The sequence below is a fragment of the Curtobacterium sp. MCBD17_035 genome, assembly GCF_003234815.2.
Classification (GTDB): domain Bacteria; phylum Actinomycetota; class Actinomycetes; order Actinomycetales; family Microbacteriaceae; genus Curtobacterium.
The window spans coordinates 3,260,568-3,284,210 of sequence record NZ_CP126279.1 but is presented as its reverse complement, the minus strand read 5'-3'; the positions used below and the strand labels follow the sequence as shown (position 1 = coordinate 3,284,210).

Genomic DNA, 23,643 nt, shown 5'->3' with positions numbered 1-23,643 from the left:
GGCCCCAGCGCCGGTCAGCGGACGCTGCGCGCCTGCTCCGCGCTCCACGTGAGGGAGTGCCGCGCCTGGGCCGCCGTGATCCGCGTCACGGCACCGCAGTTCGTGCACTCGTTGACGTACGAGGTCGAGATCGGGAACAGCGGCACGAAGAACAGCGTCAGCTTCGTCGAGCGCTTGACCACCCGCTGCTGGGCGTGGACGCCGCAGTACCCGCACACGAACGCCACGAGGTTGAGGACGGCCTGGGTGGTGCGGGAGCCGAGGAGGAGGAACACCCCGCGGATGCTACGCCGGTCCGGCTCGGCGCTGGGGGAGCGCCCGTCGTGCGGTGGGGAAGCGCCCGTCGTGGGGTGGGGGAGCGCCCGCCGTGCGGTGGGCGAGCACGCGGCGGCGCACCGGTGTGGAGGCCTGACTCCGGGTCCCGCGTCGGCGGTGGAGTACGACATCCCGGGAATGCGACCGCCCGCGCTGCGCCGCGGTACCGTTCCGGCGCTCGGGGCGGTGAGCCCCCGGTCCGGGAGCGCGCACGTGGTCCCGGCACCACGACGTGGAGGGCAGATGGGGCGCCAGGCACAGCGACGACACCGGACGGTACGACGACGGACCCGGGGACGCCGACGCAGCGCGGTCGGCGCCGCGCTGCTCGTGGGCGCGGTGGCCGCGATCGCGGTGCCGGACGTCGCCGCCGCGGCACCCGTGCCGCTGACGCCCGCAGTCGGGATCGACGACCCGCCGCCCGTGCTGACCGCCGAGGGCGTGGTCGGCGCTCGGCTACTCACGCAGGACGGCGCCGCGGTCCCCGACCGACCGACCAGTGCGATACCGTCGGGCCACTCCGTGTCCGAGTTCGCGTTCCGGGAGCCCGCCGCGGACCGTCGTGCGGTGCTGCCGAGCGCGGCGACCGGACGGTTCACGATGACGACCGACGGCGCTCCCGACGGGTGGAGCGCGGTCCACACCCCGGCGTCCGGCGGCGTGTTCGACGGCGGCGAGGAACAGCCGCCGACCGGGACGGTCCACTCGGACCTCTGGGTCAGCGCCGCGAACCCGGGCACCTGGACCTGGACGCTCGACTTCTCGTCGCTGCGCGGCGGTGCCCTGCCGACCGGCACGGTGCTGTTCGTCCACGACGTCGACATCTGCGGGAGCGCTGACCGCGAGTCCGTGCGGTTCGCCGGGCCGACGGGGCGGTGGCTCCGCTACGAGGCCGACACCGGTGCGGGCGGTCCGGGGGCGGTCACCGAGGACACCGCGGCCGGACGGTACGACGTCACGGCGACCTGCCCGGCATGGCACACCGGCGTGACGCAGACGTTCCGCACGACGACCCCGGTGGACCACCTGACGGTCACGGCGACGGGTGCGGAGCCCGGCACGACCCCGAACTCGGGGCTGTTCTGGGGCATGCAGCTCCCGGTGGACGGGGCTCGGCCGGCGCTCGACGTCACGACACGCACCGAGGGGCGGGACGTCGACGCGGCCCCGGGTCCCCGGGTGCCCGAAGGGCAGCGACTCCGGCGCGAGACCGCCGTGCGGAACACCGGGAACACGGTGCTGACGGACGTCCGGGTCACGGACGAACACGTCGACCGGCAGGGGCTGGCCTGCGCGGGTGGGGCGGCCACCGTCCCCGTGCTCGAACCCGGGGCGTCGGTGGCCTGCACCGGCACCGTCCGGGCCGCCGCGGGGACGACGGCGAGCGGGGTGTCGGCCACGGGGACGCCCGCCCGGACCGACCGGACCCCACTCGTCGGGGTGCTCGCGCCGACCGCCTCCGACCGGACGTGGTGGACCGGGACGACCACGGGCTCCGGCGGTGGTGACGGCGACGGCGGGTCGGGTGCCGGCACCGGCCAGGGCACGGACCCCCGACCGCTGCCGGCCACGCGCATCGAGACGGGCGGCGCGGTCGCGGGTCAGCCCGGACGGGACCGGGTGAGCACGGCTGGCACCGCGGCGGGTGCCATGGGTCTCGCTGCCGTCCTCGTCGCGGTGACCATCGCCAGCTCGGCCCTTCGACACCGCCGATGACCGCCGGCACGGACGCGCCGCCGCCACCGCCGGTCCCGCCTCGACCGCGGACGATCCTGCCCCTCCGCGTCGTCCTGCCGACGGCATCCGTCATCGTGGCCGGTGGGTGCCTCGCGGCCCTCTTCGGGTCACCCGGCGCGGGTGCCGCAGGTCCGTCCGCATCGAGCTCGGCCTCGGATCCGGCCTCGACCGGGCCGGTCAAGGGGCGGGACCTCGACGGACGGCCGGTCCGTGCGGACCCCGGGGCCTCGCCGCTCCCGGCCGCGTCGGCCGAGGCCTCGATCGGCGTGCGGCTCCGGGTTCCCGCGGTCGGCCTCGACGTGCCCGTCGGCGCCGTGAGCGCGGTGGACGGCCTGGTCGTGCCTCCCGGCTTCCGGTCCGCCTACTGGGTGCGGGACCGGGGGAGGCCCGTCGAGGACGCCGAACGAGGGACGGTCGTGCTCGTCATGCACGCGCTCGGTGGCGGGGGTCGCGCGCCGGGCAACGCGATCGTCCGCCAGGACGGCACCGTGCGCGTGCGCGCCGGTGACGAGGTCCGTGTGGGCGACCACCGGTACCGGGTGGAGGCCTCGCGCACGGTGCGGAAGTCGGGACTCGCCGCCGATGCACTGTGGAGCGACGAGCCCGGGCGGTTGCTCGTCGTCACGTGCCTGCCGAGCCCGGACGGGAGCGCCGCGACCCGCAACGCCGTCGTGGCGGCGCGGCTCGTGCCGGACGGCTCCTGACGACGCTCACACGGCGGCGATCCGCCGGAGGACCGGTCGAGACGCCCACAGCCAGCCGCGGAGCAGCAGGCGGAGGGTGCGACGTCGGAGCCCACCGCGCACGCGAGGCGCCCGGCGGGCGTGCGGGGGCAACGCCTCCGACAGCGTCAGCTGCGCGACGGGGACCACGTGGGCGGCGCGCAGGTCGGTCCGCGCCGGCGGCGTCAGGCCCCGGGTCCGGTACCAGGCGTCGTCGTCCTCTCGTTCGTGCCCGAAGGCCGCCGGGTCCACGCCCGTCGAGCGGACCATCGCCCGGTGCCCGGCCTGGTGCAGCGACCGGTACTGGTAGTGGTGCAGGCGGATCCGCGCGCGTGCCGGTCGTCGGAGGTCGAGCGGCCACTCCGACCCGGCGGGCCAGGTCGTGGTGGGGGTGTGCCGGACGAACCGCACCTCGGAGTGGTTGCACGTGAACCACCGGACGTCCCGCCAGGACGCCCCGGCATCGCCGTCGCGGACGAGCCGCGCGTGGTCGTCCTCGGTCAGGTAGTGCTGGAACGACGCGCTCATCACGTGGTCGGCGGTGGGCTCGACGGCACGGAGGAACGTCCGCGGGTCGTCGACGTAGAACTCGTCGGCGTCGAGCCGGCACCACCAGTCGCCCGGCTCGGCGCGCGCCACGGCCTCGGTGTAGAGCCACTGCCGGAGCCAGTCACGGTAGGTGCCGAGGAACCGCCCCCACACGACGACGGGCTCGAGCTCGTCCGCCAGGGCGAGCACGGCCTCCCAGGTGCCGTCCGTGCTGCCGTTGTCCATGACGTGGATCGCGTCGGCCCACGTGGCTGCGGCGCGGAGGACGTCGCCGACGATGTCGACCTCGTCCTTGACGGTCATGAGGGCGATGATCTGCATGGTTCCTCCGGTGGCGCCGGGCGTCGGCCCGGTCATCCCACCGGCACCGCGGTCCGCCCGGGGGCACGCGACCACGAGTGGTGCGCCTCCTGCCGCCTCCGGTTCACCTCCGTCATCGCCCGCAGCGACGGGGTCAGCCGCCGACGGTCGACTCGCGGATCACCAGGGTCGGCTGCACGGCGAGCCGTCGTTCCGGTGTGTCGCCGTCGATGAGCGCGAGGAGCGCGCGTCCGGCCTGCCGACCGAGCTCCTCGAGCCGCAGGTTGACGGTGGTCAGGGGCGGTCGGCTCGCGAGGGCCATGACGTCCCAGTCGTCGAAGCCGGTCACCGCGACGTCGTGGGGCACCGAGCGTCCGAGTTCCCGGAGGCGGTCGCACACGCCGCGGGCGATCTGGTCGCTCCCGCAGGCGATCGCGTCGAGGTCGGCGCCACCGTGCACGAGCAGGTCGACGGCCTGACGGCCCCAGCGCTCGGACCACTCGCCGTAGAGCGGTTGCCCGACGAGGCGGTCCCCGAGCCGGGCCTGTGCGGACTCCGCGCGTCGGTGGGCCGCCGAGTGGTGCTGCGGGCCGGTGACGTACGCGACGCGACGGCGGCCGATCGCGACGAGGTGGTCCGCGAGCAGTGCCGCACCCGCGGCGTCGTCGAGGGTGATCGAGACGTCGTCCGGACTGGTCGAGGGCGTGAACGCGTAGACGACGGGCATGTCGACGCGGATCGGGGGTCTGGCCTCGGCGCTCCGTCCGGTGACGATGACACCGTCGACGCGGCGGGACGACAGGGACCGCACGTAGTGGTTCTCGCGGACGATGTCGTCCCGGGTGTCGCACATGAGCACGGCCATCTGCCCGGCGCTCAGGACGTCCTCGGCGCCGAGCATCACCGGGATGCTGAAGCGGCCGAACGAGTCCGTCGTGATCATGCCGACCGTGTAGCTCCGGCCCGACGACAGGGCACGGCCGCGGGCGTCGACGACGAACCCGAGTTTCGCGGCGGCGGCTCGCACGCGCTCGCGGGTCTCCTGTCGGAGCTGACCGGTGTCGTTGAGCGCCTTCGAGGCCGTCCCGATCGACACCCCGGCCAGCGCGGCCACGTCGGTGATGCGCACGGTGCCGGCTCCGCTCGCGCGGCTGGTCGTCTCGCTCGTCACGGCGTCGTCCTCTCCGTCCGCACGCCGGGGTCGTCCGGTCCCCGGTCGGTCGGAGCGCTCGGCCCCGACCGGATCCTCGTCATCATAGAACCCTCACGGAAACAGGCTTGCGCAGCGCGGCACAACGGTCCTACTGTGACCGCAGAAACCGTTTTCTGGTTTTGCCGAGGCACGATCGCCGCGGTGACACCGGGAAGTTGCCCGGGGCAGCGTCGCCTCCACGTCGGCGTCGCCTGTCCCTCCACATCGGGGAGTCACGCACCATGACCGCAACCGCACCGTCCGCCGTCGGCACCGCCGGCCAGCCGCGGACCGCCGAACCCGTCCGCCCCTCCGGGGAGGCCCGGGTCGCGCTCCGCCCCCTCGCGCCCGACGCCGCGCGGATCACCGGGGGCTTCTGGGCCCTCCGCCAGGACCGCAACGGACGCGACGCGATCCGCTCCGGGTACGAGCAGCTCGAGACCGCCGGGAACTTCCGCAACCTCCGCATCGCCGCCGGCGTCGAGGAGGGCGAGGCCGTCGGACCGATCTTCATGGACTCCGACGTCTACAAGTGGCTCGAGGCCGTCGCCTGGGAGTACGGCCGGCAGCCCGCCGACGACCTCCTCGAGCTCCAGCGGCAGGTGACCGACCTGGTCGCCCGCGCGCAGGCGGAGGACGGCTACATCGACTCGGTCCAGCAGGTCCGGTACCACGACCAGGGTCGCTACCACGACCTCCCGTGGAGCCACGAGATGTACTGCGCGGGCCACCTGTTCCAGGCTGCCGTGGCGCAGTCGCGGGCGACCGGTGACACCGCCCTGCTCGACGTCGCGATCAAGCTCGCCGACCACCTCGTCCGCACGTTCGGCGAGGACAAGCGCCACGACGTCGACGGCCACCCGGTCGTCGAGATGGGCCTCGTCGAGCTCTACCGCGAGACGGGCCGCCGTGAGTACCTCGACCTGGCCCACTACTTCGTCGACGCCCGCGGCCACGGCCTCATCGAGCGCTACGGCAAGGAGCCGACGTACTTCTCGGACCGGGTGCCGGTGCGCGAGGCCGAGACGGTCGAGGGCCACGCGGTCCGCGCCGTGTACCTGGCGTCGGGTGCCGTCGACGTCGCGATCGAGACCGGTGACACCGAGCTCATCGAGGCGAGCGAGCGGCAGTTCGCCTCGATGATGGCGACGAAGGCGTACATCACGGGCGGCCTCGGGTCCCGCTGGGACATGGAGGCGTTCGGCGACCCGTACGAGCTCCCCACCGACCGCGGGTACTCCGAGACCTGCGCGGCCATCGGCGGTGTCCAGTGGGCGTGGCGGCTGCTGCTCGCGACCGGCAAGCCCGTGTACGCGGACGCCATCGAGCGCCTCCTGTACAACGCGTTCATCGCCGGGGTCTCGCTCGCCGGGACCGAGTACTTCTACGTCAACCCGCTCCAGCTCCGCGACCGGGCACACCAGGACGAGAACCGGTCCCCGGCGCACGGCCGCCGCGGCTGGTTCGACTGCGCGTGCTGCCCGCCGAACATCATGCGGACGTTCGCGAGCCTGGACGGCTACGTCGCCACCCAGAGCGGTGAGGGCCTCCAGCTGCACCAGTACGCCACGGGCGACTACGCGGGGGAGCGCGGTGCCGTCCACGTCGAGACCACCTACCCGTGGGACGGCACGGTGACCGTCACGGTGACCGAGAGCACGGGCGAGTGGTCCCTCGACCTGCGCGTGCCGGACTGGTCCGACGCGACGACGGTCACGGTCGGCGGCGAAGCGGTCGAGGGCGTGCAGGCCGGTCAGCCGGTCCGCGTCACCCGGGAGTTCGCGGTCGGCGACGAGGTCACGGTCACGTTCGACATGTCCGTGCACCTCTACGAGGCCGACGCCCGCATCGACGCGAGCCGCGGGCAGGTCGCGATCGAGCGCGGTCCGCTCGTGTTCGCGGTCGAGCAGGCCGACCAGGACGGGTTCCGCGTGGACGACGTGCTCGTCGACGTCGATGCCGCGATCGACGCCGAGTACCGCGCCGACCTCCTCGACGGCATCACCGTCCTGCACCTGCAGGGGCAGGCCCCGGCCGAGCACGCCGAAGCCGCGTGGCCGTACCGGCGGATCGGTGGAGGCGCGACCGCCGTGGCGGAGCCGGCCCCGGCCCTCCAGGCCGTCACCATCACCGCGATCCCGTACTACGCCTGGGCCAACCGCGGCGTCGACGCGATGCGCGTCTGGCTCCCCCAGGCCCGGTGACCCATGGACCGCAGGACGTTCCTGGCGGGGTCGGTGCTCGGCGGCGCGGCGTTCGCGCTCGCCGGGTGCTCCGGATCACTCCCCGCGATCAGCTCCTCGGACGCCGGCTTCGGTGGCAAGGCGACCGGCACCGTGCAGGTGTGGTGCCGTGCCGCCACCCAGGCCGGGCTCACGGCCACGGTCGCCGACTTCAACCGTGACCACCCGGACCTCCATGTCGACCTGACGCCGGTCCCCGACGCGCAGTACGTCACGAAGCTCGCCACCGCCATCCGTGGTGGCGAGCCGCCGGACGTGGTCGACGTGGACGACATCAACTCGATGCTGTTCATCTTCCGCGACGCGTTCGCCGACCTCACCTCGGCGGTCAAGGGGCTCGACTACTTCGACCAGTTGTCGACCGGGCACCTGCACCTGCTCGAGCGTGGCGGCAGGTACTACGGCCTGCCGTACCTGGCGGACAACTCGATGCTGTACCTCAACACCGAGCTGTTCGACCGGGCCGGCCTCGACCCGACCGAGAGCACGAAGGACTTCGACGGGCTCCTCGACGCGGCGAAGAAGATCCGGGCACTCGGTGACGACGTCTACGGGTGGTCGATCGCCGGGAACTCCCCCGGCATCCTCGGCTTCGTCGTCCAGCCGCACATCTGGGCGACGGGCACCGACATGATGCTCGGCGCGGTCGGCAAGCAGCACGGCCACATCACCGGGAACGACGGGCTCGAACAGACGCTCGAGTTCTACCGTCAGCTGTGGAAGGACGGCCTCATGTCCCGCAACGCGTTCTCGGACGCGGGCACGACCTGGGGTGCGGACTTCCGCGCGGGGACCGTGGGCATCATGCCGACGAACTACGGCAGCACCTGGAACGCCTCGACGAAGAGCATGCAGAAGAAGATGGCGACCGCGCTCATCCCCGGGCCCACCGGTGGCCGCGCGTTCTTCGACGGCGGTGACAACATGTGCATCCCGAACGGTGCGCCGAACCCGAACGGCGGGTGGGCGTTCATGCAGTACGCCAACTCGCTCAAGCCGCAGCAGAACCTGCCCACCGGCGGGTACTTCCCCACCCGGGGGGACGCGGCGACCGCCGAGTACCGGCGGAAGTTCCCGCTCGCCTCGCGCCCGCTCGACAACCTCGACAAGGGCTACGCGCCGCAGACCCTGGCGTACAACCTGCTCGTGAACCAGCCCTCGGCACCGTTCTTCACGATGTTCCGCACCGCGGTGTTCGGCGCCGGGGTGCAGCAGGCACTACGGGCCGCGGCGCCCGAGTACGACCGGATCCTCGACCAGGCCCAGGCCTGACCCCGCACGCAGACACCATCCGTGACCGCCGAGCGGTCGACCCAGGACCGTACAGCGGTCGTCCGACCGCGCCGCGGTCACCAGCACAGAGAGGTGCAACGATGTCGTCACTGACAGGGACCCGACGGGTCCCGGTGTCGCAGCGGACGGAGCGACGGAGTCCCCGTCCCCGGAACTCGCTCACCCATCCACCGGCCGCCGGGCTCGCGCTCGTCACGCCCGCGATGCTGTTCGTCGGCGTGTTCGTGCTCGTCCCGCTCGTCTTCGCGGCCTACATCTCGTTGACGAACTGGCCGCTCATCGGCGCCTACCGGTTCATCGGGCTCGAGAACTACGCCAACCTGTTCCAGGACCCGGCGTTCGTCCACGCGATCGGCTACACGCTGCTGTACACCGCGATCGTGACGGTGCCGATCCTGGCGCTCGGGTACTTCCTCGCGGTGCTCATCCGGGCGCGGCGCAAGGGGTCCACCGTGCTCCGGACGATCTTCTTCCTGCCGTACGTCGTGGGCCTGACCACCCTGAGCTTCATGCTCGTCCTCGAGGCGCAGCCGAACTCGGGCGCCGTCAACCTGGTCCTCAAGGCGCTCCACGTCACCGACGGGACGACCGCCTGGCTCGTCAACGCGCCGCTCGCCACGTTGCTCATCTGCGTGCTCGTCGTCTGGGCCGTGTCCGGGCTGACGATGGTGCTCATCATGTCGGCCATGCAGGGCATCCCCGACGAGGTCTACGAGTCGGCCGCTCTCGAGGGGGCGTCCTGGTGGCAGCAGGAGCGGCTCATCACCATGCCGATGATCCGGTCCACGCTCGCGCTCAGCGTCATCATCTCGGTGATCGGCTCGCTGCTCGCGTTCAACCAGTTCTTCATCCTGACCCAGGGCGGGCCGGGCACGGCGACGACCACGATCGTCAACTACATCTACGACCGCGGGTTCGTGAACCTCCAGCTCGGCGCGGCGACCGCGGAGTCCATCGCGCTCGTCGTCGTGACGGGTGCGGTGACCGCGTTCCAGTTCTGGGCGCTCCGCGAGCGCGACTGAGGAGACGACGACATGAGCACGACGAGCACCAGCCGAGCCGCGGGCCTCGCCCTCGCACCCGAGATCGCCCCGGACGTCGTCCCCGGACGCCGCGGCGGTCGACACCACCAGGGGAGCGTCGCCCACCCCCGCGACACCCGGGTGAAGCGCACGCTGTACGTCATCGCCGGGGTCGGGTCCGCCCTGGTCTTCGGGGTCCCCCTGCTGTGGGCGATCCTCCGGGCGTTCCAACCGGAGACGGTGATCACGGCCCCGCCGACATGGTCGACCTTCTTCCACCTCGAGATGGCGAACTTCCGGACGATCCTCGGGCCGGGGTCGCACCTGCTCCAGGGCCTCGTGAACTCGCTCGTCGTCGCGATCTCGGCGTCGGTCCTGACGGCCGTGATCGCGACCCTCGCCGGTTACGGCTTCGCGCGGTTCCGGTTCCCCGGCGCCAAGTGGGTGTTCGGCCTCATCCTGCTGACGATGATGGTGCCGTTCCAGGCGATCCTCACCCCGCTGTACCTCGAGCTGAACAGCATGAAGCTCACGAACTCGCTGTTCGGGCTCGTGCTCTTCTACGTCACGGTGAACCTGCCGTTCGGCGTGTTCGTGATGCGCAACGCGTTCGAGGCGATCCCCACCGAGCTCGAGGACTCGGCGTTCGTCGACGGCGCCTCCCGGACCCGGCTCATCCTGTCGGTGCTCCGGCCGCTCCTCATGCCCGGCGCGGCGACCGCGGCGCTGTACACGTTCCTCGTCTCGTGGACCGAGTTCCTCGGTGCACTGACGTTCCTGACCAAGGACTCGCTGTACACGCTGCCGGTCGCGCTGCTCAACCTGCAGACCGGGGCGTACGGACAGGTCGACTACGGCTCGCTCGCCGCGGGTGCCGTCGTCGCGATGATCCCCTGCATCGCCCTGTACATCGGGCTGCAGCGGTTCTACGTCGCCGGCCTGTCGTCCGGCGCGATCAAGGGGTGACGCCCCGGCCGGGAGGCACCGCTCCGGTCGCCGACGTCGGTGACCGGTGGCGTGCCTCCCGGCCGCCGGACCGGGGGTACCTTGATGTCGAGACACCGCGACAGGGCGGGCACGAACGAGGGAGTCGACGCCGGCATGGCCCAGATCATCTACACGCTGACCGACGAGTCCCCGCGGATGGCGACGGCGTCGCTGCTGCCCGTCGTCCAGGCGTTCGCCGGGGTCGCGGGCATCGACGTCACGACCCGCGACATCTCCCTCGCCGGACGCATCCTCGCCCAGTTCCCGGAGCGGCTCACCGCCGAGCAGCGGGTGCCCGACGCGCTCGCCGAGCTCGGGGCCCTGGCCGACCGCCCCGAGGCGAACATCGTCAAGCTGCCGAACATCTCGGCGTCCGTCCCACAGCTCAAGGCCGCGATCCGCGAGCTCCGCGAGCAGGGCCACGACCTGCCGGAGTACCCGGACGCACCGACGACCGACGAGGAGCGCGACGTCCGCGCCCGGTACGACAAGGTCAAGGGCAGTGCCGTGAACCCCGTGCTGCGCCAGGGGAACTCCGACCGCCGGGCACCCGCGTCCGTCAAGCAGTACGCCCGCAACCACCCGCACAGCATGGGGGCCTGGAGCCCCGAGTCCGCCACCGAGGTCGCGACGATGTCCAGCGGGGACTTCCGGTCGAACGAGCAGAGCGTCGTCATGCCCGCAGCCGACAGCCTCCGCATCGTGTTCACCGCGGACGACGGCTCCGAGCAGGTCCTGCGGGACGCCGTGCGCGTCACCCCGGGCGAGGTCGTCGACGCCACGGTCATGCACGTCGCGGACCTCCGGGCGTTCCTCGCCGACCAGGTGGCCCGAGCGCAGGAGGCAGGGGTCCTGTTCTCCGTGCACCTCAAGGCGACCATGATGAAGGTCTCGGACCCCATCGTCTTCGGCGAGGTCGTCCGGGTGTTCTTCGCCGACGTGTTCGACCGGTACGGCGACGCGCTCGCGGCCGCGGGCCTCCGCGCCGACGACGGCCTGGCGGCGCTGTTCGCCGGGCTCGAGCAGCTGCCGGACGGCGCGGAGATCCGCGCCGCGTTCGACGCCGCGCTCGCCGCGGGGCCGGCGCTCGCCATGGTCGACAGCGCCAAGGGCGTCACGAACCTGCACGTGCCGAGCGACGTCATCGTCGACGCCTCGATGCCCGCGATGATCCGTGCGTCGGGCCACATGTGGGGTCCGGACGGCGAGCCCCACGACACCCTCGCGGTGATCCCCGACTCGAGCTACGCGGGTGTCTACGCGGCGACCATCGAGGACTGCAAGACGAACGGCGCGCTCGACCCCGCGATCATGGGGTCGGTGCCGAACGTCGGGCTCATGGCGATGGCGGCCGAGGAGTACGGGTCCCACGACAAGACGTTCCGGATCCCGACCGACGGTGTCGTGCGGGTCCTCGACGGCTCGGGCGCGACGCTGCTCGAACACCCGGTCGGGGCCGGGGACATCTGGCGGGCCTGCCAGACGAAGGACGCCGCGATCCGTGACTGGGTCGGTCTCGCCGTCACCCGCGCGCGAGCGACCGGCACCCCGGCGGTCTTCTGGCTCGACGACACCCGCGCGCACGACCGCGTCCTCATCGACCTCGTCCACCGGTACCTCGCCGACCACGACACCGAGGGGCTGCGGATCGAGGTGATGTCCCCGGTCGACGCCACCCGGTTCTCGCTCGAGCGCATCCGCCGCGGTGAGGACACGATCTCGGTCACCGGCAACGTGCTCCGCGACTACCTGACGGACCTGTTCCCGATCCTCGAGGTCGGCACCTCTGCCAAGATGCTGTCGGTCGTGCCCCTGCTCGCGGGTGGTGGCCTGTTCGAGACGGGTGCCGGCGGCTCCGCCCCCAAGCTCCTGCAGCAGCTCCTGACCGAGGGGTTCCTGAGCTGGGACAGCCTCGGCGAGTTCCTGGCGCTCGCGGTCGCCTTCGAGCAGTTCGCAGCCGTCGCCCAGGAGCCCCGCGCGCAGGTCCTCGCGGACACGCTCGACCGCGCCACCGGCCGGTTCCTCGAGGAGAACCGATCGCCCGGACAGGTCGTGGGCGAGCTCGACACCCGGGGCAGCCACTTCTACCTCGCGGCGTACTGGGCGGACGAGCTCGCGCGGCAGACCGACGATCCCGCCCTCGCCGAGGCGTTCACCGCCCTCGCCGCGACCCTCCGCGACCAGGAGTCCGTGATCGTGGCGGAGCTCGCCGCGGTGCAGGGCCGACCGTCGGACCTCGGCGGGTACTACCGGCCCGACCCGGACGCCGCCGCCGCGGTCATGCGCCCGTCGGCGACGTTCACCGCCGCCGTCGACGCGCTCGTCGGCTGACCGACACGGTGCGCGGCGGGTGCAGGCTCGGACCATGACCGACGTCGAACGTCCCGGCGCCCAGGAGTGGGTACCCGAGCACCCCGACCTGACCGCGCTCCGTGCGGCCGCCCCCGCGTGCCACGGATGTGAGCTCCATCGGGAGGGCACACAGGTGGTGTTCTCCGCAGGGAGTGCGGACGCCCGGTTCATGCTGGTCGGGGAGCAGCCCGGCGACCAGGAGGACCGTGCGGGGGAACCGTTCGTCGGGCCGGCCGGGCGCTTGCTCGCGAGCGCGGTCGAACGCGCCGGGATCGACCGGAGCACCGTGTACGTCACGAACGCGGTGAAGCACTTCCACCACGAGCAGCGGGGGAAGCGCCGGATCCACCAGAAGCCGTCGGTGGCGCACGTCGTCGCGTGTCACCCGTGGCTCGAGGCCGAACTCGCCGTGGTGCGCCCCGAGGTCGTCGTCGCACTCGGGGCGACCGCTGCGCGATCCGTGCTCGGCCGCAGCGTGACCATCGGACGCGAGCGCGGGCGCCTCCAGGAACTCGACGACGGCTCGCGCCTCCTCGTGACCACCCATCCATCGGCCCTGCTCCGCATGCCCGACGAGGACGCCCGCCACGCTGCGTTCGACGAGCTCGTCGCCGACCTCCGGACCGCTGCAGGGGCGCTGCGGTGAGCGCGCCGTCGCTCCCCGGGATGCCGTGATGCGTGCCACGTCCGTGGTCGTGGTCGGCGGCGGGGTGCTCGGCGCCTCGACGGCCGCGCACCTCGTCCGCCTCGGCGCCGCCGTCACGCTCGTCACGGAGGCCGGTCCCGCGTCCGGCGCGTCCGGTCGCTCCCTGTCCTGGCTCAACTCGGCGGGAGCGCGGAGCGACGCGTACCACCGGCTGCGCACGATCGGGATCGACCGCTACCGCACCGTCCAGCAGCGGCTGGACCGCCACGACGTCGTGCGGTTCGACGGCGGCCTGACCTGGGCCGCTCCCGGAGAGTCGTACCGGGAGCGTCACGAGCACGAGCTCCGCATCGGTTACGACTCCGTGTGGATGTCGCGCGAGGACGTCGCCCGGCACGTGCCCGGAGTCGATCCGGCGGCCGTGCATCCGGAAGGCGCCGTCCTCAACCCCGGCGAGGGGTGGGTCGACCTCGCGCTCCTCGTCGACCACCTGCTCGCCGAGGTCGTGGCCGCGGGCGGAACGGTGCGCACTGGAGCCGGACGGAGCCTCCCGACCGTCCGCGACGGCCGGGTGACCGGCGTCACCACGGCGAGTGGAGAGCACGTCCCGGCCGACGCCGTCGTGCTCGCGACCGGTTCCTCCGTGCCGCGGGACCTCGCCACGCTCGGCGTCACCATGCCCGACCAGACCCCGATCGCACTCCTCGTCCGGAGCGAACCCGTCGCGACACCGCTCCGCGTGGTGCTCAACACACCCCGGGTCGCGTTGCGCCCGGCACCCGGCGGCGCCCTGGTGTTCGACGCCGGCTGGAGTGAGCGCGAGGTCCGCGTGCTCGATGACGGCCGGTACGACGTGCGGGACTCGACCGTCGCGGGGTTGGTGGCCGAGGCGCGCGCCGTCCTGGCCGGGCATCCCGTGCTCACCGTCGCCGGCGTGGGGGTGGGCCCCAAGCCGATCCCTGCCGACGGCGACCCGGTGGCCGGTGCCGTCGTCGGCATCACGGGCCTGCACGTGCTCTTCACCCACAGTGGCGCCACGCTCGGCCTCGTGCTCGGTGAGCTCACGGCCTGGGAGGTCGTGCACGACGCCACGCATCCGTTGCTCGCGGACTTCCGCCCCTCGCGGTTCGTGACCGCTGGCGGATGACGGGCGTCGTGCCGTGGGTGTCATCCGTGGCGGTGGCGGTGGCGGTGGCGGCGACGCCCGCGTGGCCGCCGGCGACGAGTTCTGCGTGGCCGCGGTTCAGCGGCGCGGGCGGGGCGTCCCCAGCAGCGCCGTGAGGAGCAGCCACACGAGCAGGCCCGCGCCCGTGAGCACCGCGCCGAGGGCCACGAGCGTCCAGTAGCCGCTGAGCACGGTCTGCGGCTGCGTGATCGCCGACGGCCACCAGTCGCTCAGACCCGCGATCTGCGCCGGGAACGGGTCGAGGCCGAACAGCGCCAGACCGGCGAGCAGCAGCAGCACGCCGACCAGGGCGACGGCTCCCCGTCGGTACGTCCGGAAGCCCCAGATCGTGGCGGCGACCACCCCGAGGATCCCGACGACGGCGAGCCCGAACGCGATCTGCGGGACGGGCGTCACGGCGAGGGTGAACCATGCGACGACGGCGTACGGCACGACGAGCAGCCCGCCCGCACGCGCCCACTGCTTCGGACGGCGCCATTCCTCGTACACCCGGGGCACCGTAGCGGGCGTGCCAGGACGGTCGCTGGGACCGTGCCCGCAGGGTGCTGCCGGTGCTGCCGGTGCTCCCGGTGCTCCCGATGCCCGGGAACCGGAGCGCGGCTAGCATCGTCCGGTGCACGTGCCAGACGCCGAGATCGACGTGGACGAGGCACTGGTGCGACGACTCCTGCTCGACCAGCACCCCGATCTCGCCGGCCTGCCGCTGCGACCCCTCGCCGAGGGTTGGGACAACGTCGTGCTGCGGCTCGGCGACGAGCTGCTCGTCCGGGTGCCGCGGCGCGAGGCCGCCGCGCACCTCGTCGAGCACGAGCAGCGGTGGCTCCCCGGCATCGCCGCGCGCGTCCGACACGTCGTCGCCGTGCCCGAGCCCGTGCGCATCGGTCGGCCGTCCGCGGTGTTCCCCTGGTCGTGGACGGTCACCCGGTGGGTCGCCGGTCGCCCGGCTGGAGCGTCGACGGACCTCCCCCGCGACGCACCGGAGACGCTCGCCGCGTTCCTCCGAGCCCTGCACGTCACCGCGCCGGAGGACGCGCCGCACAACCCAGTGCGCGGTGGCCCGCTCAGCGGACGCACGACGGCGGTGGCGCGACGACTGCAGTCGGGACGCATCCCGCGCACCGCCGACCTGGAGCGCTCGTGGACGCAGGTCGCCGCCGCCCCCGCCTGGCAGGGGCCGGCGCTCTGGCTCCACGGCGACCTGCACCCGTTCAACATCGTGGTCGACGACCATGCGCTCGTCGCGGTGGTGGACTTCGGTGACCTGACCGCAGGGGATCCGGCCACCGACCTCGCGACGGCATGGCTCACGTTCGGCCGGGAGGCCCGGCAGCGATTCCGCGCTGCCCTCGCGCCCGACGACGACACGTGGACGCGCGCCCGCGGGTGGGCGATGTCGATCGCGACCGCGCTCGCCGCCTCGCCCGACGGCTCGGACCAACGGGCCGCAGGGCTCCGTGCGCTCGAGGCCGTGCTCGACGACTGACGCGGTGCCGGACCCTCGCGAGCCCGGGTCGGACCGACCCGGAGCCGTGCCGGACCACCGCGGGAAACGGGGGTATCGCCCTCCGAGGAGAACGGGACTACCGTGACCCCACACCGTTCCGTGCCACCGATCCGGAGGGACCGTCATGACCCTCGAGTTCCGCGTCCAGCACGACGTCGACAGCGACGCCTCTCCTGTCCGGGAGACCACCACGCCCCGCCGCTCGGGACTCTTCGGTTGGGTCGATCGACACCACGAACGGCGTGCGGCCGCCCGGGGCCGTCGCGTGGCCGCCCAGCTCGCGGAACTCGCGTCGCTCGAGCACCTGTTGTCCGACGCTCGTGACGTCGTGGACCACGGCTGGATCCAGCATGCGTGGTTCGCGTACCTGGACGACCGGGGCCGCACGCGCAAGGCGTCGAGCGCCGCGGCGCTCGACGTCGCCGGTCGACCGCTCGTCGGGGCGTGCCTCGTGGGCGCGGTCGTGTACGCCGCGGGCGGGCCGCACGCCGTCCACTCGCAGCCGGTCCAACGTGCGCTCGACCTCGTCTGGCACGCGCTCGCCGTCGAGGAGGGCGCCCCCGTCATGTGGTGCCCCGCCCCCGACGTCCGGATGGGCCGCGTCCGCGACCTGACGAGCTGGAACGACGCGCCGTCACGCACTGCCACCGATGTCGCCTCCTTGCTGTTGACCGCCGAGCGGGTCGCCGTCCATGAGTCCGATCGGATCGTGGCACGGGCCGCAGCGCGCGAGGCGGTCCCGGCCTGACGCTGGGGAGGACAGCGCGCGTCCACATGCCGTTGACATCGCACCCAGCAGGTTCGCACCCGGGCCGGGCAGGGCGCCGCTAGCGTTGCGGCATGCCCACTCCCGTGCTCGAGGCCCGCGGCCTCACCCGCACCTACGGCCGCGGTGACGCCCGCTTCGACGCGCTCAAGGGGGTGTCGCTCGCGGTGGACCGGGGCGAGAGCCTCGCGATCGTCGGCAAGAGCGGCTCCGGCAAGTCGACCCTCATGCACCTGCTCGCCCTGCTCGACCGGCCGACGAGCGGTCAGGTGCTCCTCGACGGTCAGGACGCGGCGCGCCTGTCCGCGCGCCAGGTGAACCGGACGCGCAACGACACCTTCGGGTTCGTGTTCCAGCAGTTCTTCCTGACACCCCGGACGAGCGTCCTCGACAACGTCGTGCTGCCGCTGACGATCGCCGGGGTGTCGTCGCGCGATCGCCGCCGCCGCGGGATGGAGGCGCTCGACGCGCTGGGTCTCGCCGACAAGGCACGGAACGACGCCAACGACCTGTCGGGCGGGCAGAAGCAGCGGGTCGTCATCGCCCGCGCGCTGGTCAACGAACCCGCGGTGATCTTCGCGGACGAGCCCACGGGCAACCTCGACACCACGACCGGTGAGCTCGTCGAGGCCATGCTGTTCGGACTGCAGCGGGAACGGGGGATCACGCTCGTCGTCGTCACCCACGACCCCGAACTCGCCGCGCGGTGCGATCGCAGCGTGAACGTCCGCGACGGTCTGATCGTCGACACCACGGAGGCCGCCGCGTGAACCTCGTCGACCTCCTGCGCACCGCGATCGGGAACACGTTCCGGTCCAAGCTCCGCACCACCCTCACGGTGATCGCGATCTTCATCGGCGCGTTCACGATCACCCTGACCTCGGCGATCGGCACGGGGGTGTCGTCCTACATCGACACGCAGGTCGCATCGATCGGCACCACCGACTCGCTCACCGTCACCAAGGCCGCGACGACGTCGAGCTCGGACGACGGGCCGGCCAAGTACGACCCGTCCGAGTCGGGACAGACCTCGCAGCGCGGCCCGGCGTCGGTGTCGTACCTCAGCCCGACGGACATCAGCGCGATCCGGCGGACCACGGGCATCGCGTCGGTGCAGCCGGCCGTGGCGCTGTCACCGAAGTGGCTCGAGTACGGCGACCACGGCAAGTACGTCGTCGGCATCGCCGGCGACGCGGACGCGATCCACGCCGACCTCGCCGCAGGACGCCAGCTGTCGTCGACGTCGTCCGAGCGTCAGCTCCTGCTCCCGACGAACGACCTCAAGGCCCTCGGCCTGGGGAGCGCGCGCAACGCCGTCGGCACGACCGTCACGATCGGCATCGACGACTACCTCGGGCAGGAGCACCAGGTCCGGGCGACGGTCGTCGGTGTGCAGAACGAGTCGCTCTTCGGCGGTGGTGCGGGTGCGAACGCGGCGTTGACCGAGGCGCTCCGCACCGCCCAGGAGACCGCGAAGCCGACCGCGGTCTCGACGGGCTACGCCTCCGCCACGGCGACGGTGGCGTCGGGCGCCGATGTCGCGAAGGTCAAGTCCCGCCTGTCGGCGGCGGGCTACACGGGACAGACCATCGCCGACCAGCTCGGGCAGTTCGAGACGGTCATCAACGGCATCGTCGGCGTCCTCAACGCCTTCGCCGTGATCGCGCTCATCGCCGCCGGGTTCGGGATCATCAACACGCTGCTCATGAGCGTGCAGGAGCGCACCCGCGAGATCGGCCTCATGAAGGCCATGGGCATGGGTGGCGGTCGGGTGTACACGCTGTTCAGCCTCGAGGCCGTGTTCATCGGGTTCCTCGGCAGCGCGATCGGCGCGGGGGTCGCGATCCTGCTCGGCACCGGGATCTCGAACCTCCTGGCCCGCACGGTGCTCAAGGACCTCCCCGGCCTGCACCTGTTGCAGTTCGCGCCCGGCTCGGTCGCGACGATCATCATCGTCGTGATGCTCATCGCGTTCCTCGCGGGCACGTTGCCGGCCCGTCGGGCTGCTCGGCAGAATCCCATCGAGGCCCTGCGGTACGAGTGACGAGCAGCCGCGGTCGAGCGCCCTCCCGACCGCGGCTCGGTATCGTCGAGGACGGTCGCTCCGCGCGGGCGACCACGACGGGGCGGGAGGACGATGGTGGCGGTCTTCGGGAAGCGACCGAAGCACGAGGACGTGCGTGAACGGCCGGTCGACCCCGACGAGCTGCGCCGGTCGGTCGACGAGGGCATGCTCATCGCCCGGTCCGCGATCGTCATCGCCGTCGCGAACCGCATCATCCTCAGCGCACTGCAGCAACACGAGTCGTTCGACGCCCGCGTGGTCGCCGAGGCCGCGCGCGAGGAACTCCGTCGGTTCGCCGCGGAGCAGCGCGAGGACGCCGAGCGGATGCGCGAGATCCGAGCGGTCGCGCAGAACGCGCGGGGGCGGTCCCGCCACCAACACGACTACAAGCGCGGGGACGACCTGAAACTCCGCACACGCGAGGCGACCTACACCGAGCTGGCGGAGCGGCTCGAGGCGAGCAGCGAGGATCCGTCCTTCGTGGACGCCATCGTCATCGCCGCGCGTCAGCGGGCCTGGGACGACATCGGTTCGACCGTCGTCGGGCGGCTCGGATGGGCGGCGGGTCCTGCTGACGACTACGAGGTCGGGCTCGAGGACCGCCTGCAGGAGCTGGCGGCGGACATCGACGCGCTCCGGCCCGGACACCCGCCCGCGTCGGACTGACCGGGCCAGGGCATATCCGGCGGCGCGGTTCGAGAGCGGACCGCTGCCGCGCTTCCGGGGCCCCGGCGTCAGGCGCGGTAGTCGTCCCGGCGCTCGATGCGGTTGCCGTCGGCGTCGTAGCCGGTGCGGGTCGTCGAGGTCGAGCTCGATCCGCGCAGGCCGACGACCAGACTGATAACGAGCAGGATCACGCCGGCCACCATGAGGATGTAACCGATCATGCTCAGGTTGAACCAGGCGACCTGCACGTTGACGGCGAACGCGAGGATCGCGCCGATCACGAGCAGTGCGATGGCGGTGCCGATGCGCATGGGGTGCTCTGCCTTCCTCGAGGGACGCCGACGGTTCCGTCCGGCTCCCGGGACGCTACACCGATGGCTCCCGTGCCGCCCGCGACCGGCGGGGCCGGCCGACCAGCCGTCAAGTCGACGCGGGTCGAGTCGACGCAGTTCGACCTGTGGAGGGGGACGCCATCCACGACGTCACGTCGCTGTGGGCGCGCGACGAGCCGGACCCGTAGCGTGGGGGTCCAGACGAAGGGAGCGGTCGTGGTCGATGCGGTCGTGGTCGGTGCCGGACCGAACGGGCTGGCCGCAGCCGTGACCCTCGCGCGCGCCGGACTCGCCGTCACCGTGTACGAGCGGAACGACACGATCGGCGGGGGTGCGCGGACCAAGGAGCTCACCGAGCCGGGGTTCCTCCACGATGTCTGCTCGGCCGTGCACCCGATGGCGCTCCAGTCCGAGTTCTTCCGTCGATTCGGCATGGAGGACCGGATCGAGCTCCGCCTGCCCGAGGTCCAGTTCGGTCATCCCCTCGACGCCGGTCGTGCCGGGCTCGCGTACCGGGACATCGACCGGACGGCTGACGGACTCGGGATCGACGGCCGCGCGTACCGCGACCTCATGGGCCCGCTCGCGCGTCACGCCGACGAGGTCTCCGACTTCGCGACGGACGCGCTGCTGCACGTGCCGCGCCACCCGGTGACGGTCCTGCGCTTCGGGCTGCGTGCCCTCGAGCAGGGCACCGCACTGTGGAACCGCCGGTTCCAGGACATCGTGGCACCCGCGATGATCACCGGCGTCGCCTCGCACTCGATCCAGCGGATGCCGTCGCTCGCCACGGCCGCGGCCGCGTTGTCGCTCGGTGTCTACGCGCACGCCAGGGGGTGGCCGGTGCCGATCGGGGGGAGCCAGGCGATCGTGGACGCGCTGGCGGCCGACCTCGTCGCGCATGGCGGGACGATCGAGGTCGACACCGAGGTCCAGCGCATCGAGGACCTCCCCGACGCCCGCGCCGTGCTGTTCGACACGAGCGCGCAGGGCATGCGTCGGATCGCCGGGTCGCGCCTCCCGTCCTCCTACCAGCGAGCGCTGCGGCGCTTCCGGTTCGGCAACGCGGCCGCCAAGGTCGACTTCGCACTGTCCGACCCCGTGCCGTGGACGAATCCCGGCCTCCGGAAGGCGGGCACCGTCCACATCGGCGGAACCCGCGCCGAGATCGCCGCCGCCGAGCGCGCCGTGTCCCAAGGCCGCCGCCACGACCACCCGTACGTGCTCGGGTCGGAACCGACGGTGGTGGACCCGAGTCGCGCGCCCGAGGGCAAGCACGTGTTCTGGGCGTACGCGCACGTGCCGGCGGGTTCCCAGCACGACGAGACCGAGGCCATCATCCGGCAGATCGAGCGCTTCGCCCCGGGGTTCCGGGACACGATCATCGCCAGCTCCAGCCGGACGGCGGTCGAGATGGAGCAGTACAACCCGAACTACGTCGGCGGCGACATCGCCGCGGGTGCGGCCACGTTCGGGCAACTCGTCCGGCGCCCCACGCTGTCGCCCGATCCCTGGCGCACACCGGCCGACGGCGTGTACCTGTGTTCCGAGTCCGCCGCTCCCGGTCCCGGTGTCCACGGCATGGCCGGCTGGCACGCCGCACGGAGCGCCCTGCGGCACACGTTCCACCTGTCCGAGGACGTCGATCTGTCCCCTCGGCCCTGAGAAGGAGGTCCCCATGGCCCGCAACGTCCGAGTCTTCGAATGCCCGCCGGAGGCCGTGTTCGACGTGTTCCGCGACGGCTGGTTGTTCCCCGTCTGGGTGGTGGGGGCCTCGCGGATGCGTGCGCTCGACCGCAGCTGGCCGGCGGAGGGTGCCCGGATCCACCACTCGTTCGGCTCCTGGCCGTTCCTCATCGACGACACGACGTCCATGCTCGAGTGGGATCCGCCGTACCGCATGCGCATCCAGGCGCGCGGTTGGCCGCTCGGGGAGGCCCAGGTCGAGTTGACCGTCGAACCGCACCGCCGCGGGTGCAAGGTGACGATCCGCGAGAACCCGAGCAAGGGTCCCGGCACCCTCGTACCGGGCTTCGTGATGCAGCCGATGCTGTTCCTCCGGAACATCGAGACCCTGCGTCGGCTCGGTCTCGTGGCGGTCGGCCGATGGGCGCTTCGGACCGGCGCTGAGCCCGGGGCCTGAGTGCGGCGGTCAACCCGAGTGTCCGCACCGGACGCACGCAATACGGTTGCACGATGGGGTCGAACAGCGAGGATCTCGGATCGGGGTCCGGTTCGGTCGTGCTGTCGCGCCCGGTCCGTGCAGCGATCCGGTTCATCCGCGAGAACGCGCGCTCGCACATCCGCCTGCAGGACATCGCCGCAGCGTCGGTCCTGACCCCGCGCGGCCTGCAGGCAGCGTTCCAGCGCGAGGTCGACGTGTCGCCGATGGAGTACCTGCGCAGCGTCCGGCTCGAGGGCGTGCACCGTGACCTCCGGAACGCCGAGCCGGGTCAGCGGTTGACCGTCGCCGAGGTCGCCCGGCGCTGGCGGTTCAGCAACGTGGGCCGCATGGCGACCGCGTACCGCTCGGTGTACGGCATCGCGCCGAGCACGACGCTCCGCTTCCTGTCCGGCGAGGACATGGACGGTCGTACCGCTCCCGTGGACGTGGCCGGTGTCGCGCGTGAGGACCGACCCCATTTCCGTCTCGTGCTCGACTGCGAGGTCGAGATCGACGACGCCGACGTGATGCGCGCCAGCATCGACGAACAGCTCGACCAGGGTCAGCGCGCATGGCCGGGCTACCGGCCCTCGGGCGGCGTCGACGACCTGGTCGCGTTCGTGCTCGGCCGTGCGCTCCGCCGAGCGGCCTCCGACGTCGAGGGCATCACGTTACGTTCCGTGAACCCCATGGTCCGTGTTCCCGACCCGCAGGGTGACTACCCGTCGGCGGAGCTCCCCTCGTGGGCCGGCGCGGCTCCCGACGAGCACCTCGACGGCGACCACGAGGCGAGCGACCCGCTGGAGGAGACCGCATGAGTGGCGAGTTCGAGCGAACCCTCAGCGCACTCCGGTCCGGGCGTGTACGGGACGCGGACCTCAGCGTCCCGTTCGTGCGGCTGCTCCCCGTCCGAGGGTGCTCCGTCTCGTCGTTCGGGGTCCCGTTCGGCAACGAGACCATCTCGGCGTCGGACATCACGGCGTCCCGGATCGACGAGATCCAGTTCGACCTGCACGAGGGCCCCTGCTGGGAGGCCATCCGGCGTGCGCAGCCGGTCCTCGAGGACGACTTCCGACACCGCGCCTCGCGGTCGTGGCCCGCGTTCACCGAAGCAGTCGGGCACGAGGCCGTCGGCGCGCTGTTCGCGTTCCCCGTCATGTTCGGACCGCTCCGACTCGGTGCGGTGGACCTGTACGCGCCGGAGCCGACCCCCCTCGAGCCGGAGCAGGTCGAGCAGGCGAGCCTGCTGTCCACCGCGGTGGGCCGGCGGATCCTCCAGCGGTCCATCGCGTCGATCGGCGTCGGCGGGGCGGTGCTCGACCGCGCTCCGTCCTCGCGGCGGATGGTCCACCAGGCGACGGGCGTGGTGCTGGCGCAGCTCGACATCACCGCGGAGGACGCCTACCTGCTCCTCCAGGGGCACGCCTTCGCGCGACGCCGACCGACGCGCGAGATCGCCGAGGACGTCCTCAGCGGGAAACTCCGCTTCGAGCGCCGCGGCGGACTCATCGAGGAGTCGGAGTGAACCCGGATCAGCGCCGGGGCGTGGCGGACTCCGCGCGGCACCGCGCGGTGGCGTCGCTCCGCGTCCGCTCGGACGGG

At 72.5% G+C, this 23,643-nt stretch carries 23 protein-coding genes; 18 read left to right on the top strand and 5 right to left on the bottom strand.

Features of this window, described 5'->3' with window-relative positions:
* Positions 1–14 precede the first annotated feature (14 nt).
* Positions 15–275, bottom strand: coding sequence for a zinc-ribbon domain-containing protein (locus DEI93_RS15540; protein ID WP_111011482.1), 261 nt, complete (start codon positions 273–275; stop codon positions 15–17).
* Positions 276–558: 283 nt separating this feature from the next.
* On the opposite strand from DEI93_RS15540, the gene DEI93_RS15535 reads away from it, so the two are divergent.
* Both DEI93_RS15535 and DEI93_RS15530 read left to right on the top strand, forming a co-directional pair.
* Positions 559–2,031 carry a CLIPPER-2 domain-containing protein gene (locus DEI93_RS15535; protein ID WP_111120558.1) on the top strand — a complete coding sequence of 491 codons (1,473 nt, stop codon included), beginning with the start codon at positions 559–561 and terminating at the stop codon, positions 2,029–2,031.
* Positions 2,028–2,756 (top strand): class F sortase, encoded by a 729-nt coding sequence (locus DEI93_RS15530; RefSeq protein WP_258372346.1) that lies wholly within the window; start codon positions 2,028–2,030, stop codon positions 2,754–2,756. Before DEI93_RS15535 ends, DEI93_RS15530 begins: the two co-directional genes overlap by 4 nt.
* Positions 2,757–2,762: 6 nt before the next feature.
* Here the strand turns inward: DEI93_RS15530 and DEI93_RS15525 are convergent, their stop codons facing one another.
* Positions 2,763–3,644 carry a glycosyltransferase family 2 protein gene (locus DEI93_RS15525; RefSeq protein ID WP_181436130.1) on the bottom strand — a complete coding sequence of 294 codons (882 nt, stop codon included), beginning with the start codon at positions 3,642–3,644 and terminating at the stop codon, positions 2,763–2,765.
* Between the two features lie 133 nt (positions 3,645–3,777).
* Positions 3,778–4,794: a LacI family DNA-binding transcriptional regulator gene (locus DEI93_RS15520; RefSeq protein ID WP_258368775.1), complete on the bottom strand. Its 1,017-nt coding sequence runs from the start codon at positions 4,792–4,794 to the stop codon at positions 3,778–3,780.
* A gap of 263 nt (positions 4,795–5,057) precedes the next feature.
* Between DEI93_RS15520 and DEI93_RS15515 the strand changes: the two genes are divergently transcribed.
* The 7 genes from DEI93_RS15515 to DEI93_RS15485 all read left to right on the top strand — a co-directional run bounded on the left by DEI93_RS15515 (position 5,058) and on the right by DEI93_RS15485 (position 14,505).
* Complete coding sequence (locus DEI93_RS15515) at positions 5,058–7,019, top strand: glycoside hydrolase family 127 protein (RefSeq protein WP_111120560.1); 1,962 nt, start codon at positions 5,058–5,060, stop codon at positions 7,017–7,019.
* 3 nt (positions 7,020–7,022) lie between these two features.
* Positions 7,023–8,330 (top strand): ABC transporter substrate-binding protein, encoded by a 1,308-nt coding sequence (locus DEI93_RS15510; protein ID WP_111120561.1) that lies wholly within the window; start codon positions 7,023–7,025, stop codon positions 8,328–8,330.
* Positions 8,331–8,431: 101 nt separating this feature from the next.
* Entirely contained in the window at positions 8,432–9,373 is a 942-nt protein-coding gene (locus DEI93_RS15505; protein WP_111120562.1) for a carbohydrate ABC transporter permease, read from the top strand.
* Positions 9,374–9,385: 12 nt separating this feature from the next.
* Entirely contained in the window at positions 9,386–10,339 is a 954-nt protein-coding gene (locus DEI93_RS15500) for a carbohydrate ABC transporter permease (protein ID WP_111120563.1), read from the top strand.
* A 135-nt stretch (positions 10,340–10,474) separates the two neighbouring features.
* Positions 10,475–12,691 (top strand): NADP-dependent isocitrate dehydrogenase, encoded by a 2,217-nt coding sequence (locus DEI93_RS15495; RefSeq protein WP_111120564.1) that lies wholly within the window; start codon positions 10,475–10,477, stop codon positions 12,689–12,691.
* A gap of 34 nt (positions 12,692–12,725) precedes the next feature.
* Positions 12,726–13,358, top strand: a complete 633-nt coding sequence (locus DEI93_RS15490) for a UdgX family uracil-DNA binding protein (protein ID WP_111120565.1) — start codon at positions 12,726–12,728, stop codon at positions 13,356–13,358.
* A 28-nt stretch (positions 13,359–13,386) separates the two neighbouring features.
* Positions 13,387–14,505, top strand: coding sequence for an NAD(P)/FAD-dependent oxidoreductase (locus DEI93_RS15485; protein ID WP_111120566.1), 1,119 nt, complete (start codon positions 13,387–13,389; stop codon positions 14,503–14,505).
* A gap of 96 nt (positions 14,506–14,601) precedes the next feature.
* Here the strand turns inward: DEI93_RS15485 and DEI93_RS15480 are convergent, their stop codons facing one another.
* A complete protein-coding gene (locus tag DEI93_RS15480) occupies positions 14,602–15,033 on the bottom strand; it encodes a hypothetical protein (RefSeq protein ID WP_111120567.1) in 432 nt (143 codons plus the stop codon).
* Between the two features lie 124 nt (positions 15,034–15,157).
* Here DEI93_RS15480 and DEI93_RS15475 point away from each other — a divergent pair, with 124 nt between their 5' ends.
* From DEI93_RS15475 to DEI93_RS15455, 5 genes are all read left to right on the top strand, one after another.
* The gene (locus DEI93_RS15475) at positions 15,158–16,027 is read left to right on the top strand and encodes an aminoglycoside phosphotransferase family protein (RefSeq protein ID WP_111120568.1); all 870 of its coding nucleotides are present in this window, start codon (positions 15,158–15,160) and stop codon (positions 16,025–16,027) included.
* Between the two features lie 145 nt (positions 16,028–16,172).
* Positions 16,173–16,796, top strand: a complete 624-nt coding sequence (locus tag DEI93_RS15470; protein ID WP_111027749.1) for a DUF6197 family protein — start codon at positions 16,173–16,175, stop codon at positions 16,794–16,796.
* A gap of 92 nt (positions 16,797–16,888) precedes the next feature.
* Entirely contained in the window at positions 16,889–17,584 is a 696-nt protein-coding gene (locus tag DEI93_RS15465) for an ABC transporter ATP-binding protein (RefSeq protein ID WP_111014205.1), read from the top strand.
* The gene (locus DEI93_RS15460; RefSeq protein WP_111011497.1) at positions 17,581–18,858 is read left to right on the top strand and encodes an ABC transporter permease; all 1,278 of its coding nucleotides are present in this window, start codon (positions 17,581–17,583) and stop codon (positions 18,856–18,858) included. Before DEI93_RS15465 ends, DEI93_RS15460 begins: the two co-directional genes overlap by 4 nt.
* 132 nt (positions 18,859–18,990) lie before the next feature.
* Positions 18,991–19,545 carry a hypothetical protein gene (locus tag DEI93_RS15455; RefSeq protein WP_146242934.1) on the top strand — a complete coding sequence of 185 codons (555 nt, stop codon included), beginning with the start codon at positions 18,991–18,993 and terminating at the stop codon, positions 19,543–19,545.
* A gap of 68 nt (positions 19,546–19,613) precedes the next feature.
* Here the strand turns inward: DEI93_RS15455 and DEI93_RS15450 are convergent, their stop codons facing one another.
* Complete coding sequence (locus DEI93_RS15450) at positions 19,614–19,856, bottom strand: DUF6458 family protein (protein ID WP_111011499.1); 243 nt, start codon at positions 19,854–19,856, stop codon at positions 19,614–19,616.
* Positions 19,857–20,093: 237 nt separating this feature from the next.
* Between DEI93_RS15450 and DEI93_RS15445 the strand changes: the two genes are divergently transcribed.
* Genes DEI93_RS15445 through DEI93_RS15430 form a run of 4 tightly spaced genes read left to right on the top strand, consistent with a single transcriptional unit; the run spans position 20,094 to position 23,566 of the window.
* The gene (locus DEI93_RS15445) at positions 20,094–21,542 is read left to right on the top strand and encodes a phytoene desaturase family protein (RefSeq protein ID WP_258372347.1); all 1,449 of its coding nucleotides are present in this window, start codon (positions 20,094–20,096) and stop codon (positions 21,540–21,542) included.
* Positions 21,543–21,555: 13 nt separating this feature from the next.
* A complete protein-coding gene (locus DEI93_RS15440) occupies positions 21,556–22,020 on the top strand; it encodes an SRPBCC family protein (RefSeq protein ID WP_111011501.1) in 465 nt (154 codons plus the stop codon).
* A gap of 53 nt (positions 22,021–22,073) precedes the next feature.
* Entirely contained in the window at positions 22,074–22,859 is a 786-nt protein-coding gene (locus DEI93_RS15435) for a helix-turn-helix transcriptional regulator (protein ID WP_111037391.1), read from the top strand.
* On the top strand, positions 22,856–23,566 hold the full coding sequence (locus DEI93_RS15430) for a GAF and ANTAR domain-containing protein (RefSeq protein ID WP_111120570.1): 711 nt from the start codon (positions 22,856–22,858) through the stop codon (positions 23,564–23,566). The genes DEI93_RS15435 and DEI93_RS15430 overlap by 4 nt, the downstream gene beginning before the upstream one ends.
* The last annotated feature ends 77 nt before the right edge of the window (positions 23,567–23,643 follow it).

What these genes read in the sequence shown, in the direction of transcription:
- DEI93_RS15535 (WP_111120558.1), top strand. Translation starts at nt 559, where the DNA reads ATGGGGCGCCAGGCACAGCGACGACACCGGACGGTACGACGACGGACC.
- DEI93_RS15530 (WP_258372346.1), top strand. Translation starts at nt 2,028, where the DNA reads ATGACCGCCGGCACGGACGCGCCGCCGCCACCGCCGGTCCCGCCTCGA.
- DEI93_RS15525 (WP_181436130.1), bottom strand. Translation starts at nt 3,644, where the DNA reads ATGCAGATCATCGCCCTCATGACCGTCAAGGACGAGGTCGACATCGTC.
- DEI93_RS15515 (WP_111120560.1), top strand. Translation starts at nt 5,058, where the DNA reads ATGACCGCAACCGCACCGTCCGCCGTCGGCACCGCCGGCCAGCCGCGG.
- DEI93_RS15510 (WP_111120561.1), top strand. Translation starts at nt 7,023, where the DNA reads ATGGACCGCAGGACGTTCCTGGCGGGGTCGGTGCTCGGCGGCGCGGCG.
- DEI93_RS15505 (WP_111120562.1), top strand. Translation starts at nt 8,432, where the DNA reads ATGTCGTCACTGACAGGGACCCGACGGGTCCCGGTGTCGCAGCGGACG.
- DEI93_RS15500 (WP_111120563.1), top strand. Translation starts at nt 9,386, where the DNA reads ATGAGCACGACGAGCACCAGCCGAGCCGCGGGCCTCGCCCTCGCACCC.
- DEI93_RS15495 (WP_111120564.1), top strand. Translation starts at nt 10,475, where the DNA reads ATGGCCCAGATCATCTACACGCTGACCGACGAGTCCCCGCGGATGGCG.
- DEI93_RS15490 (WP_111120565.1), top strand. Translation starts at nt 12,726, where the DNA reads ATGACCGACGTCGAACGTCCCGGCGCCCAGGAGTGGGTACCCGAGCAC.
- DEI93_RS15485 (WP_111120566.1), top strand. Translation starts at nt 13,387, where the DNA reads ATGCGTGCCACGTCCGTGGTCGTGGTCGGCGGCGGGGTGCTCGGCGCC.
- DEI93_RS15470 (WP_111027749.1), top strand. Translation starts at nt 16,173, where the DNA reads ATGACCCTCGAGTTCCGCGTCCAGCACGACGTCGACAGCGACGCCTCT.
- DEI93_RS15465 (WP_111014205.1), top strand. Translation starts at nt 16,889, where the DNA reads ATGCCCACTCCCGTGCTCGAGGCCCGCGGCCTCACCCGCACCTACGGC.
- DEI93_RS15450 (WP_111011499.1), bottom strand. Translation starts at nt 19,856, where the DNA reads ATGCGCATCGGCACCGCCATCGCACTGCTCGTGATCGGCGCGATCCTC.
- DEI93_RS15440 (WP_111011501.1), top strand. Translation starts at nt 21,556, where the DNA reads ATGGCCCGCAACGTCCGAGTCTTCGAATGCCCGCCGGAGGCCGTGTTC.
- DEI93_RS15435 (WP_111037391.1), top strand. Translation starts at nt 22,074, where the DNA reads ATGGGGTCGAACAGCGAGGATCTCGGATCGGGGTCCGGTTCGGTCGTG.
- DEI93_RS15430 (WP_111120570.1), top strand. Translation starts at nt 22,856, where the DNA reads ATGAGTGGCGAGTTCGAGCGAACCCTCAGCGCACTCCGGTCCGGGCGT.